The sequence below is a fragment of the Pantoea brenneri genome, assembly GCF_038594305.1.
Classification (GTDB): Bacteria; Pseudomonadota; Gammaproteobacteria; order Enterobacterales; family Enterobacteriaceae; genus Pantoea; species Pantoea brenneri.
The window spans coordinates 22,784-35,137 of record NZ_JBCGBG010000009.1 but is presented as its reverse complement, the minus strand read 5'-3'; the positions used below and the strand labels follow the sequence as shown (position 1 = coordinate 35,137).

The window sequence follows — 12,354 nt, the reverse complement described above, 5'->3', positions numbered from 1 at the left end:
GCAGGCCCCGCGCCTGCTTTGTTGTTTTATCTCGCAGCCAACCTCCGCTCACCGCTCCCTTTTCTCCCGCGTCTCACTGCACGACCCCCACGCTCTTAGCTTTGAATGACGCGCTGGCATCAGACCTCTATTTGAGGAATGATGAATACTCACCCGCAAGCCAGAGTTGAAATATCATATGGATATCAATACCGCTGAGCAGTGGCAGCGCCCACTGATTGATGACCGCCTGACACCTTACATCGAAGTAGACGCAGCGCGTCTGGAGCAGAACCTGCAACAGATGCAGCGCAAGGCTGATGCAGCCGGCGTCGCATTTCGTCCTCATATCAAAACCCACAAAAGCGTCTGGATTGCCCGGCGTCAGCTGGCATTGGGTGCCCGGGGCGTAACGGTCTCTAAACCGAGTGAAGGTGTCAGTTTTATTCTGGGCGGCATTCGTGATCTGCTGTTGGCCTATCCGGTGGTGCAGGCGCAGAGCGTGGCAGAACTACTGCGCCTGGCGGTACAGCATCAGGCGAAAATCACCCTGATTGCCGATACGCTACAGGGCGTTGCGGCTATTGCGGATGCCAGGCAACAGCAACCCGACTGCGACCTGTCAGTGGCGATCAAAGTTGACGTCGGATTACATCGTATCGGCGTTAATCCGCATACCGATCAGGCCGTAGTGATTGCACAGGCGCTGCGAGAGAAAGGATTACGTTTTGCCGGGCTGATCTCTCATGCCGGCCACGCCTATGGCGCCGGCAACCCGGCAGCCATCGCGGAGATTGCCCACCAGGAGGCGGCGTTGATGCAGCAGCTACAGGCGACGCTTCAGGCTGCGGTTTTTACCGACTGTCCGATCTCTGTCGGTTCCACCCCCACTGCGCTGGCAGCTAATGTTGCTCCCGGCATTGATGAAATCCGTCCCGGCAATTATGCACTGCTCGATCTTACCGCCTGCCGCCTCGGCCTGAGCCGGGTCGACCAGTTGGCGCTGAGTGTGATCAGCCGGGTAGTGGCGGTAAACGAGCATTTCGCGATTATAGATGCCGGCTCGAAAATGCTGAGTTCAGATAAAGGCCCTCACGGCACCAACGCCAGCGGGTTCGGCATCGCGGTTGATGCAATCGGCAAGACCTATGAAATCGCCAAACTATCCGAAGAGCATGGTTTTCTGCTCTGTCCGCAGCACCGCCCTGAAGTCGGCAGCTTAGTGCGCATCTTCCCGAACCACAGCTGTGCGGTGATGGCGCAATCAGATGCGTTTATCCTGCGCCATGAACAGGGTGATGCAGAGCAACACGCCGTTTCCGCGCGCGGCAATTTCATCTGATTGCATCGCAGGCAACAGCCCACGTTGTTGCCTGCGGTTTGTACGAAACCCTGTCCACCCCACACTTCTGTCGTCGCAACATTTTACCTGGCGTAGCCGCATGCTTTAATGCCCTTTTCCGCTACCCTGCCGGAGGTAACATGCTCTCCTCTCGTACTCTGAGCCTGACGATTCCACGACACTGGTTAGATCTATATGAAACCATCTGGAAACCCGAGTTCTTTCCAAAATGGGCATCCGGCTTAACCAGCAGCACCTTCGAACCTGAAGGAAATCGCTGGCGCGCCAAAGGACCACAAGGCACGGTGAAGATTCGCTTCACTCCCCATAATCCGTTTGGCGTAATGGATCACTGGATTGACACCGGCTTTGGCAAAGAGATTTATATGCCGATGCGGGTGATCGCTAACGAACAGGGTGCCGAAGTGGTGGTGACGGTCTACCGCCAGCCATTAACCTCAGAAGAAAAATTTAAGCAGGATATTGAATGGGTTAGCAAAGATCTCGAAAAGCTCAATCAATTGCTGACTCAGTAAATCAAGGAGTTAGCGCGTTTTTTCTGCTGTATTTAAGGCTGGCCGTTAATGAAAAAAAATACAAAAATATTGCGTCAAAAAGCATAAAGCCCTTAGCTGATTACCTGTACTGTTTATCAATCTATCAACAGTTATGCTTAAGCATTGTCGCCAGGAAAACTCCTGGCAGTATCACCACAACCTCCCTTGCAATGCCTGATTTCATGCCGTTTTTTCAGACACCCGTCGCATCCTTTGCCGGTGATATACATTAATCCTTAATAAATATTTATTACGCTGCTGTCAGGTATTTAATATTTATCATGCATAGAGTGAAACCATTAATTCCTGCGGTCGCGTTATCAGAGTTTTCTTATGGTGTTAATTTAAATAAAACAATGTATAAATCACTCCACACACAGCAATACCCATAATGATAAAGCAGGAAAAAAGACATGGACCGCTCGACCTATCCTTTGTTATCAGAAAAAGAATTTGTTGAGATTGCCGGCAGGATGCTGGCAGGAGAATATAAAACTACAACAGGATTTATTCGTGATCTGGCGGACTTCTTATTAACAGCGGGAGATTCCGCCATGACACGAAACCGCGAATATTCCAGGGATATCTATTTTTTATCCGAGCATCATTTGATTGAATCCATAATAACATGGCAAGCCTGGCAAGGTATTTCAGGACTTCGGCCGGAAAAGTTGCACTAACTAACGGTGTCACAGCAACCTCATTGCCGTTACACGAACATTTAATTCTCACAGAGTACCTCTACTCTAACGAGCATATTATGGCAATACGTGAAAGCAGTCTGAATAGCGCAAAATGGTCTCTCCTCTCTTCGATTAAGATTATTGGCATTGGCGTGTTGCAGCTTTCTTTACTGGCGCAAATTCTGCAGGCAAATGAACTGAACCTGCTGGCCATTGCAGTGCTGGCGTTACTGGCTATCGATACCCTGGCCGATCGGGGCTTCTCGAATACGATAATCCGCCGTTGTATGCTCTCTATCAACGATCTCTCGATCCTGTATTGGGGCAATATGTTGATGGGTGCAGCGGTGTTTGGTCTGTTATTTGTCAGCAGCCATCTGCTTAATCGGATGTTTGATCAGCCTGAACTGGCTTTAATGCTGGAGATGGTGTCTGTGGTGTTTATTATTATCCCCCAGGGTCAGCAGTACCGTGCAATATTACAACGTGAAAAACAATATACCCGTATCGCATTTGCTGAAACCTCTTCGGTATTAGCCGGGCTGAGCGTCACTTTATTTACCGTCTGGCTGACTCCCTCAGTACTCTGCGCAATCTGGGGTTATCTGGCGATGGCATCAATTCGCATGCTGATTTATTGCTACTATGGTCGTTCATGGTTCCAACCGGAATACCGTTTTAGCCTGAAAAAATTCTCTCAGATTCGTGCAAGAAACAAATAATAAAGCAAGTCTGTATGGTGGGCTCTGAGCATCCTCAGGGATGCGTTGGCGTGCTGTGAACCAGCACGCTTTTTCTTTTTTTAATGTACGGCATTATTCCGCGGCTGAGAATAATCGTTCTCGCTGACCTGCAGACCCACGGATGACGTTATAAAATCCCTGCACCCGCTGTCGGGCATTAATAAACCAGGCTAATGCCGTCGTATCGGATTCCCGCTTTACCATTCAGGCACGCCCTTCCCGTTCTCAACCGTACTCATCGCAGTCAGCGTACCGATATGTGCCAGAACGCAGCGTCCGCTCTTCACCGCTATTTCAGATTGAAGCAGGATGACAGAGACCTCTGTCGTACAGCCTGCTACTCCGGGTTCAGTGAACCGCAGAGATAACACCTCGCTCGGTGGATTACGGCTGATGAATTTTTCTTATCCATAACGGGACACGCCTCCAGCCGCTTAGCTGATATGTCTGATTTTAAATGACTCAGCCATAAACTGAGCTAATCCCAACCGCCTGACACCATAAAATCTCAGTCGCCGTTTATTACGCTATACCTTAGCCTAGCCGCCGTCTAACTGGAGCCTGCTATGTTACTGACTGTTCTTTACATCATCGGCATCACCGCCGAGGCCATGACCGGTGCGCTGGCTGCTGGCCGCCGTAAGATGGATCTGTTCGGCGTCATCATCATCGCCTCAGTCACCGCGATTGGCGGCGGTTCAGTTCGCGATATTCTGCTCGGTCACTATCCGCTGGGCTGGGTTAAACATCCCGAATACATCATGATTGTTGCCGCTGCTGCGGTGATCACTACCTTTACTGCGCCGTTAATGACGCATCTGCGCAAAGTGTTCCTGGTACTGGATGCGCTTGGCCTGGTGGTTTTCTCTATTATTGGCGCTCAGGTTGCGCTGGATTCCGGTCATGCAATGATTATTGCCGCCATCAGCGCCGTAATTACCGGCGTATTCGGCGGCGTTCTGCGCGATATGTTCTGCAACCGCATTCCCCTGGTGTTTCAGAAAGAGCTGTATGCGGGTATCGCCTTCGTTTCAGGCTGGATGTACATCCTGCTGCTGAAAACCACGCTGGCGCACGAAGCGGTGATCATCATTACGCTGCTGTTCGGTTTTTTTGCCCGTTTACTGGCGCTGCGTTTCCGCCTCGGCCTGCCGATTTTCAACTATCCCCACCCGGAACACTGAGGCGGCAGGAATGCCCTGCTGCTGCAAAAAGGCGATCAGTGATTGCAGCCCAGCATGGTGAAACTGGTCGACAAGGCGCTGAGCCAGCGCAGCGCCGACGCCCGGTAAAGTTTGCCATGCCGCCGCATCCCGTTGTATCAGGTCGTCCCAGTATTGATCGGGCAGCGCATCCGCGGCTTTGCGGGGCAGTGAAACGCCCAGTGCGCTAATCCAGCGTCGCAGCGGTTGCTGGCGGGTCAGATTGAAACGGTGCCAGAGTTGTCCGGCACGCACGGAAGAGATGCCTGCCGCCATAGCGATCTGTTCAGGCGTTAAGGTGAGCCAGGAAAACAGATGCGGCATGCTGCCGCTTTCCAGCAACTTCAGCCAGGTATTGCGCTGCACATCCGCAATATTCAGCACCGACTTTCGACTCAGCCAATGCAGTTTCGCCAGCATCTGCTTCTGACAGGCGGCGCTAAAGCGATAACAGCTCAGCGGGGAATAACGCGTTTCGTCGGGTGGCTGCGGGTACTGACGCTCCACTACCCGCCAGATAACGCGATCCAGCCGGGGTACCCCCTGGCCGGCCAGGCTCACAATCACCTGATCGCCTGGAATAACGTCGCTTTCCCGCCAGCGACGCAGCGAGCCAATATTCACCCGCCTGACCGTTTTATCATCCAGCTGAACGGGCTGCAGATTCAGTACCACCGCGATTTTCCCGGTGCGGCCAATCGGAAAATCGACCGATAGCACTTCGGTAGCGATCTCAGGCGGCTGGTATTTCCAGGCAACCGCCCATTCTCCCTCTCCGGGTCGCCAGTTTTTGCCGGCAGGCCGTGACGTCTGATGAATCACCACGCCGTCCGTGACAAACGGCAGCCCGTCATGAAACCAGCGCTCACGCCAGCTCGCGACCTGTTCTTCATCCCTGACCGGCTGACTCCACTGCGCGGCCATGCCCAGTCCCCACTGACTCAGCTGTGCCAGCCGATCGCGCATCTGCGCCGGGCCGTCCGGCCATGCCCAGATAAAAATATTCAGGCGCGATAACAGCGGAACAGGCTGTTTACTCATCATGGCTCCGGCGACCTTTGAGCGAGCGTTTTTACCGCCGTCCTCCGCCTGATGGTGATCGGTCATCGTCAGGAACAGTTCTCCCTGCAATACAATCTCCGCGCGATCGCTGTTTATTCGTTGGGGAATGGCAGGAATCAGGGCGGCTTTATTCAGCCACTCCTCACCGCGCAACCCATCGCCACGACTCAACAGTGAAACCAGACGGCCATCGCGATAGACCAGTGAAACCGCCAGCCCATCCACTTTGGGCTGGACCCACAAATCGTGGCGATCCTGCATCCAGTAGGCCACCGCCAGTTTGTCAGGCAGCTTTTTTACCCCCGTATGGGCTACAGGATGCAGATGCTCACCGTTATCAGGCAGCTGCGCCGCGTAACCTGCCTGGGGAGAGCGGAAGCAGTGCAGCCACTGGTTGAGGCGCGACTGCAGATTATCGTAATCCGTATCGCTGACCGCACTAAGGCCCTGCCCATAATAAGCCTGATCCCAGTGCTGAAGTTGCTGCTGCAGCTGGCCGATTTCAGTCGCTGCACGCGCCGGCGTCCAGGCGGGACACATCGCGCTGTAAGCGGGCATCACCGCAAAGAATAGGACAACCAGCAATCCGCCAAATCCTTTCATAATGTGTCTCCTGACGTTTTGCGTCATTCAACACAGAGACGTAAGCGTCAGCCAGAGACAGTGATCCAATCCGGAACAGATCGCCGCGTAATCCGTCACTCATTACGTTCAGTCGACACTGATTTGCGCAGCAACGCGCAAAAGTTTAGCCGTTGCCGCTGCGCAAACGCTGCGTGGCGCCGGGAAGCTGTGTATACTGTGCAGGAAATCGACTCCGCTTTTAATCAATTCAAGAAAACCATGGCTCAAGGCACGCTCTATATTGTTTCTGCTCCCAGCGGCGCAGGTAAATCCAGCCTGATTCAGGCTCTGTTAAAGACCCAGCCGTTGTATGATACGCAGGTGTCTGTTTCGCACACCACCCGCGGCATGCGGCCGGGTGAAACCCATGGCGAACACTATTTTTTTGTTGAAAAACATGAATTTGAGAAAATGATTGCGGAAGACGCTTTCCTCGAACATGCTAAAGTTTTCGACAATTATTACGGCACCTCACGCCAGGCTATTGAGCAGGTCCTTTCGACCGGTGTTGACGTATTTCTCGACATCGACTGGCAGGGTGCGCAGCAGATTCGCGCCAAAATGCCCAGCGCCCGGAGTATTTTTGTCCTGCCGCCTTCGAAAGAAGAGCTCGATCGCCGTCTGCGCGGCCGTGGCCAGGATAGCGAAGAGGTGATCACCCGCCGCATGGCACAGGCCGTGGCGGAAATGAGTCACTATGCCGAATATGATTATTTAATTGTGAATGATGATTTTGATCTGGCGCTGTCCGATCTGAAAACCATTATTCGCGCAGAACGTCTGCGTATGGCGCGTCAGAAGGCGCGTCATGATGCTTTAATCAGCAAACTGTTGGCAGTCTGAATTCAGTTTCAGTATGATGCCCAGTCATTTCTTCATCTGTGGAGTAGCACACCTATGGCACGCGTAACCGTTCAGGACGCAGTAGAAAAAGTTGGTAATCGTTTTGACCTGGTGTTGGTCGCTGCACGTCGTGCACGTCAGATGCAGGTAGGCGGCAAAGATCCGCTGGTTCCCGAAGAGAACGATAAACCTACCGTTATCGCCCTGCGCGAAATCGAAGAAGGTTTGGTCACCAATCAGATTTTAGATGTGCGTGATCGTCAGGAACAGCAAGAGCAGGAAGCCGCTGAATTACAGGCCGTTACCGCTATCGCTGAAGGTCGTCGTTAACAGCCACCTGCAGGTCACCCTTGTATCTGTTTGAAAGCCTCAATCAACTGATTGAAAAATACTTGCCAGAGGAGCATATCAAGCGCCTCCAGCAAGCTTACCTTGTCGCACGTGATGCCCACGAGGGACAGACACGCTCCAGCGGTGAGCCTTATATCACCCATCCGGTTGCCGTGGCCTGTATTCTGGCGGAAATGAAGCTCGACCATGAAACATTGATGGCCGCGCTGCTGCATGACGTAATCGAAGATACGCCCGCCACTTACCAGGATATGGAACAACTCTTCGGTAAGAGCGTCGCGGAGCTGGTCGAAGGTGTTTCTAAGCTGGATAAGCTGAAATTTCGCGACAAGAAAGAGGCTCAGGCAGAGAACTTCCGCAAGATGATTATGGCGATGGTGCAGGATATCCGCGTCATTCTCATCAAGCTGGCTGACCGCACTCACAATATGCGCACCCTCGGCGCATTACGCCCGGATAAACGTCGCCGTATCGCGCTGGAAACGCTGGAAATTTACAGTCCTCTGGCGCATCGTCTGGGTATTCATCACCTCAAAACAGAACTCGAAGAACTCGGTTTCGAAGCTCTTTATCCGAACCGTTATCGGGTGATCAAAGAGGTGGTGAAGGCGGCACGCGGTAACCGTAAAGAGATGATCCAGAAGATTCTTTCTGAGATCGATGGCCGTCTGCAGGAAGCGGGCATTCCCTGCCGCGTCAGCGGTCGTGAAAAGCATCTTTACTCGATCTACCGCAAAATGACGCTGAAAGAGCAGCGTTTTCACTCGATCATGGATATCTATGCCTTTCGCGTTATCGTGAAAGATCTGGATACCTGCTATCGCGTTCTGGGCCAGATGCACAGCTTATATAAGCCGCGTCCGGGCCGGGTCAAAGATTACATCGCCATCCCCAAAGCGAACGGCTATCAATCGCTCCATACCTCAATGATCGGTCCACATGGTGTGCCGGTTGAAGTGCAGATTCGCACCGAGGATATGGATCAGATGGCGGAAATGGGGGTCGCTGCGCACTGGGCTTACAAACAGGCGGGCGAAAGTGGCACCACGGCACAGATTCGTGCTCAGCGCTGGCTGCAAAGCCTGCTGGAGTTGCAACAGAGCGCCGGCAGTTCGTTTGAATTTATTGAAAGCGTGAAGTCCGATCTCTTCCCTGATGAGATCTACGTCTTCACGCCTGAAGGCCGCATCGTTGAGCTGCCGACAGGCGCCACGCCGGTGGATTTCGCCTATGCGGTGCACACGGATATTGGCCATGCCTGCGTTGGCGCTCGTGTCGATCGCCAGCCTTATCCGCTGTCGCAGTCACTGGCCAGCGGCCAGACGATTGAGATCATCACCGCACCGGGCGCCCGACCTAACGCCGCCTGGCTTAACTTTGTCGTCAGCTCCAAAGCCCGCGCCAAAATCCGTCAGTTACTGAAAAACCTCAAACGCGAAGACTCGGTCAATCTGGGCCGTCGCCTGCTGAGCCATGCGCTGGGCGGTAGTCGTAAACTGGCGGAAATCCCACCTGAGAATATCAGGCAGGAGCTGGATCGCATGAAGCTGACCTCGCTGGATGATCTGCTGGCGGAGATTGGTCTTGGCAATGCGATGAGCGTGGTGGTGGCGAAAAATCTGCTGCAGGCTGACAGCAAAGCGATCAGCAACAGCAAACGCGGCAAGCTGCCGATCAAAGGCGCTGATGGCGTGCTGATCACCTTCGCCAAATGCTGCCGACCGATTCCCGGCGATCCGATTGTTGCGCACGTCAGTCCCGGCAAGGGCCTGGTGGTGCACCACGAATCCTGTCGAAACATTCGCGGTTACCAGAAAGAGCCGGAAAAATTCATGCCGGTTGAATGGGACAAAGTGACTGAGCAGGAGTTTGTGGCCGAAATTAAGGTCGATATGTTTAACCATCAGGGCGCACTGGCCAACCTGACGGCGGCGATTAACACTGCCGGTTCTAACATTCAGAGCCTGAACACCGAAGAGCGCGATGGCCGGGTTTACAGCGCCTTTATTCGTCTGACCGCCCGCGATCGCGTCCATCTGGCCAATATCATGCGTAAAATTCGCGTGATGCCGGATGTGATCAAAGTTCACCGTAACCGTAATTAGTGCATGAACGATCAACGTTTTGCCCGAATTCAGGCGATGCTGGCGCTGCGCCAGCACGATCTCACGGTCTGCATGGAGCAGGTGCATAAACCACATAACGTCTCCGCAGTGATCCGCACCGCCGATGCGGTGGGTATTCATGAAGTGCATGCGGTCTGGCCGAGCCAGCGGATGCGCACCCAGGCGTCCGCCTCTGCCGGCAGCAACAGCTGGGTAAAGGTGGTGACGCATCGCACGATTGGCGACGCCGTAGCACAGCTTAAACAGCAGAAGATGCAGGTTTTAGCCACGCATCTGTCAGCCGACGCCGTCGACTTCCGCGAGATTGATTATACCCGCCCCACCTGCATCCTGATGGGTCAGGAAAAAACCGGCATTACCGATGAAGCCCTGGCGCTGGCCGATCAGCAGATTATTATTCCGATGGTCGGTATGGTGCAGTCGCTGAACGTCTCGGTGGCCTCCGCCCTGATCCTGTATGAAGCCCAGCGCCAACGGCAGAACGCCGGCCTTTACCAGCGTGATTACAGCCTGCTGGATGAGGATGAGCAGCAGCGTCTGCTGTTCGAAGGCGGTTTTCCGGTGCTGGCGCGCGTCGCCCGGCAGAAAGGCTTGCCTTATCCGCGCATCAACGCCGAAGGTGACATTGAGGCTGACGCCAGCTGGTGGGCCACTATGCAATCAACCGGTAAAAGTAAAAGATGAAAGGCCGCCTGCTGGATGCCATTCCGCTCAGTACCCTGACCGGCGTCGGTGCCAGCCAGGCAGCAAAGCTGGCCAAAATTGGCCTGCACACCATTCAGGATCTGCTGCTTCACCTCCCGCTGCGTTACGAAGATCGTACCCAACTCTACGCCATTGATGATCTGCTGCCCGGTATCTGGGCCACGGTAGAAGGCGAAGTGCTACATTCCGACATTACTTTTGGCCGCCGCCGGATGATGGTGTGTCAGATCAGCGATGGCAGCGGCGTGCTGACTCTGCGCTTCTTTAACTTCAATGCCGGCATGAAAAACAGCCTGGCACCGGGACGTCGCGTTACCGCCTACGGTGAGATCAAACGCGGCCAGCGCGGTGCCGAGATTATCCATCCTGAGTACCGTATCCAGGGCGAACACAGCAATGTGGCGCTGGAGGAGACGCTGACGCCGGTCTACCCCACCACTGAAGGCATCCGACAGGCTACGCTGCGTAATCTCACCGATCAGGCGCTGACGCTGCTGGAGAGTTGCCCGATTGCCGAGCTGCTGCCTCAGGAGCTGAGCGGCGGCTTAATCAGCCTGCCCGATGCGCTACGCACGCTGCATCGTCCGCCCCCCGATCTCAAACTGAGCGAACTGGAGAGCGGTCGCCATCCGGCACAGCGGCGTCTGATTCTGGAAGAGCTGCTGGCGCATAACCTCAGCATGCTGGCGGTACGCGCCGGTGCGCAGCGCTATTACGCCTTGCCGATGCCGGCGCGCCATGACCTGAGCGATCGCTTGCTGGCCGCGCTGCCGTTCTCGCCCACCGGCGCGCAAAAGCGGGTGGTGGCAGAGATCGAGCATGACCTGGCCAATGACTTCCCGATGATGCGGCTGGTGCAGGGCGATGTCGGCTCCGGTAAAACGCTGGTGGCGGCATTATCAGCGCTGAACGTGATTGCGCACGGTAAACAGGTCGCCCTGATGGCCCCGACTGAACTGCTGGCTGAACAGCACGCCAGCAACTTCCGCCAGTGGTTTGCGCCGCTGGGGATTGAAGTCGGCTGGCTGGCTGGAAAACAGAAAGGAAAAGCACGTCAGGCTCAGCAGGATGCCATTGCCAGCGGACAGGTTGCCATGGTGGTCGGCACCCATGCGCTGTTCCAGGAGCAGGTGCAATTTAACGGTCTGGCGCTGGTGATTATCGACGAGCAGCACCGTTTTGGCGTCCATCAACGCCTGGCGCTGTGGGAAAAGGGCGAGGAACAGGGCTTCCATCCGCATCAGTTGATCATGACGGCAACACCGATCCCCCGCACCCTGGCGATGACCGCCTATGCCGATCTCGATACCTCGACGATTGATGAGCTGCCGCCGGGACGCACACCGGTTACCACGGTCGCCATTCCCGATACCCGCCGCGATGAGATCATTGCGCGGGTCGAGCATGCCTGTCGCGAAGGCCGTCAGGCGTACTGGGTCTGTACGCTGATTGAAGAGTCGGACCTGCTGGAGGCGCAGGCGGCGGAAGCCAGCTGGGAAGCCCTCAAAACCGCACTGCCCGACCTCAATATCGGTCTGGTACACGGCCGGATGAAACCGGCTGAAAAGCAGGCGGTGATGCAGGCGTTTAAAGCCAATCAGCTGCAACTGCTGGTCGCGACCACGGTGATCGAAGTGGGCGTAGACGTGCCCAATGCCAGCCTGATGATTATCGAGAACCCGGAGCGGTTAGGCCTGGCGCAGCTGCATCAGCTGCGTGGACGGGTCGGCCGTGGCGCGGTTGCCTCGCATTGCGTGTTGCTCTATAAAGCCCCGCTGAGCAAAACCGCCCAGAAGCGATTGCAGGTGTTACGTGACAGCAATGACGGCTTCGTGATTGCGCAGTTTGACCTGGAGATTCGCGGGCCTGGCGAGCTGCTGGGCACCCGCCAGACCGGCAACGCCGAGTTCAAAGTGGCGGATTTACTGCGTGACCAGGCGATGGTGCCTGAAGTCCAGCGCGTGGCGCGACATATCCACCAGCACTATCCGGAACAGGCCAGCGCCCTGATTGAACGCTGGCTGCCGGAGAACACCCGTTACACCAACGTCTGATCGGCGTTTTTTATCCTCGCCGGGCAAACGATTGCTTTTAGCCAGCGGATGATTACAATCGCCACACTATTTTTCGGGAACAG

General features: G+C 54.9%; 11 protein-coding genes. 10 read left to right on the top strand and 1 reads right to left on the bottom strand.

The genetic code is table 11. The features are described 5' to 3' along the window. Positions 1–178: 178 nt before the first annotated feature. From AABB92_RS21425 to AABB92_RS21405, 5 genes are all read left to right on the top strand, one after another. A complete protein-coding gene (locus tag AABB92_RS21425; protein WP_031375157.1) occupies positions 179–1,321 on the top strand; it encodes an alanine racemase in 1,143 nt (380 codons plus the stop codon). A gap of 140 nt (positions 1,322–1,461) precedes the next feature. Next, the gene (locus tag AABB92_RS21420; RefSeq protein WP_046289511.1) at positions 1,462–1,857 is read left to right on the top strand and encodes a hypothetical protein; all 396 of its coding nucleotides are present in this window, start codon (positions 1,462–1,464) and stop codon (positions 1,855–1,857) included. Between the two features lie 434 nt (positions 1,858–2,291). Beyond that, the gene (locus tag AABB92_RS21415; RefSeq protein ID WP_031375158.1) at positions 2,292–2,558 is read left to right on the top strand and encodes a hypothetical protein; all 267 of its coding nucleotides are present in this window, start codon (positions 2,292–2,294) and stop codon (positions 2,556–2,558) included. Positions 2,559–2,638: 80 nt separating this feature from the next. Beyond that, positions 2,639–3,283 (top strand): oligosaccharide flippase family protein, encoded by a 645-nt coding sequence (locus AABB92_RS21410; protein ID WP_031375159.1) that lies wholly within the window; start codon positions 2,639–2,641, stop codon positions 3,281–3,283. Positions 3,284–3,870: 587 nt separating this feature from the next. Beyond that, entirely contained in the window at positions 3,871–4,488 is a 618-nt protein-coding gene (locus AABB92_RS21405; RefSeq protein WP_031375160.1) for a trimeric intracellular cation channel family protein, read from the top strand. On the opposite strand, the gene ligB is transcribed toward AABB92_RS21405, so the two are convergent. Beyond that, on the bottom strand, positions 4,426–6,171 hold the full coding sequence (gene ligB / locus AABB92_RS21400; protein WP_031375161.1) for an NAD-dependent DNA ligase LigB: 1,746 nt from the start codon (positions 6,169–6,171) through the stop codon (positions 4,426–4,428). The genes AABB92_RS21405 and ligB overlap by 63 nt on opposite strands. A gap of 240 nt (positions 6,172–6,411) precedes the next feature. Between ligB and gmk the strand changes: the two genes are divergently transcribed. The 5 genes from gmk to recG are packed head-to-tail and all read left to right on the top strand — an operon-like array spanning position 6,412 to position 12,271. Continuing rightward, positions 6,412–7,035 (top strand): guanylate kinase, encoded by a 624-nt coding sequence (gmk, locus tag AABB92_RS21395; protein WP_031375162.1) that lies wholly within the window; start codon positions 6,412–6,414, stop codon positions 7,033–7,035. 54 nt (positions 7,036–7,089) lie between these two features. Then, positions 7,090–7,365 carry a DNA-directed RNA polymerase subunit omega gene (rpoZ, locus tag AABB92_RS21390; RefSeq protein ID WP_003851346.1) on the top strand — a complete coding sequence of 92 codons (276 nt, stop codon included), beginning with the start codon at positions 7,090–7,092 and terminating at the stop codon, positions 7,363–7,365. A gap of 20 nt (positions 7,366–7,385) precedes the next feature. Continuing rightward, on the top strand, positions 7,386–9,491 hold the full coding sequence (gene spoT / locus AABB92_RS21385) for a bifunctional GTP diphosphokinase/guanosine-3',5'-bis pyrophosphate 3'-pyrophosphohydrolase (protein ID WP_031375163.1): 2,106 nt from the start codon (positions 7,386–7,388) through the stop codon (positions 9,489–9,491). 3 nt (positions 9,492–9,494) lie between these two features. After that, on the top strand, positions 9,495–10,196 hold the full coding sequence (trmH, locus tag AABB92_RS21380; protein WP_031375164.1) for a tRNA (guanosine(18)-2'-O)-methyltransferase TrmH: 702 nt from the start codon (positions 9,495–9,497) through the stop codon (positions 10,194–10,196). After that, complete coding sequence (recG, locus tag AABB92_RS21375) at positions 10,193–12,271, top strand: ATP-dependent DNA helicase RecG (protein ID WP_031375165.1); 2,079 nt, start codon at positions 10,193–10,195, stop codon at positions 12,269–12,271. Before trmH ends, recG begins: the two co-directional genes overlap by 4 nt. The last annotated feature ends 83 nt before the right edge of the window (positions 12,272–12,354 follow it).

Excerpts from the sequence above, each read along its gene's own strand:
- AABB92_RS21425 (WP_031375157.1), top strand. The coding sequence starts at position 179 with ATGGATATCAATACCGCTGAGCAGTGGCAGCGCCCACTGATTGATGAC.
- AABB92_RS21420 (WP_046289511.1), top strand. The coding sequence starts at position 1,462 with ATGCTCTCCTCTCGTACTCTGAGCCTGACGATTCCACGACACTGGTTA.
- AABB92_RS21415 (WP_031375158.1), top strand. The coding sequence starts at position 2,292 with ATGGACCGCTCGACCTATCCTTTGTTATCAGAAAAAGAATTTGTTGAG.
- AABB92_RS21410 (WP_031375159.1), top strand. The coding sequence starts at position 2,639 with ATGGCAATACGTGAAAGCAGTCTGAATAGCGCAAAATGGTCTCTCCTC.
- AABB92_RS21405 (WP_031375160.1), top strand. The coding sequence starts at position 3,871 with ATGTTACTGACTGTTCTTTACATCATCGGCATCACCGCCGAGGCCATG.
- ligB (WP_031375161.1), bottom strand. The coding sequence starts at position 6,171 with ATGAAAGGATTTGGCGGATTGCTGGTTGTCCTATTCTTTGCGGTGATG.
- gmk (WP_031375162.1), top strand. The coding sequence starts at position 6,412 with ATGGCTCAAGGCACGCTCTATATTGTTTCTGCTCCCAGCGGCGCAGGT.
- rpoZ (WP_003851346.1), top strand. The coding sequence starts at position 7,090 with ATGGCACGCGTAACCGTTCAGGACGCAGTAGAAAAAGTTGGTAATCGT.
- trmH (WP_031375164.1), top strand. The coding sequence starts at position 9,495 with ATGAACGATCAACGTTTTGCCCGAATTCAGGCGATGCTGGCGCTGCGC.
- recG (WP_031375165.1), top strand. The coding sequence starts at position 10,193 with ATGAAAGGCCGCCTGCTGGATGCCATTCCGCTCAGTACCCTGACCGGC.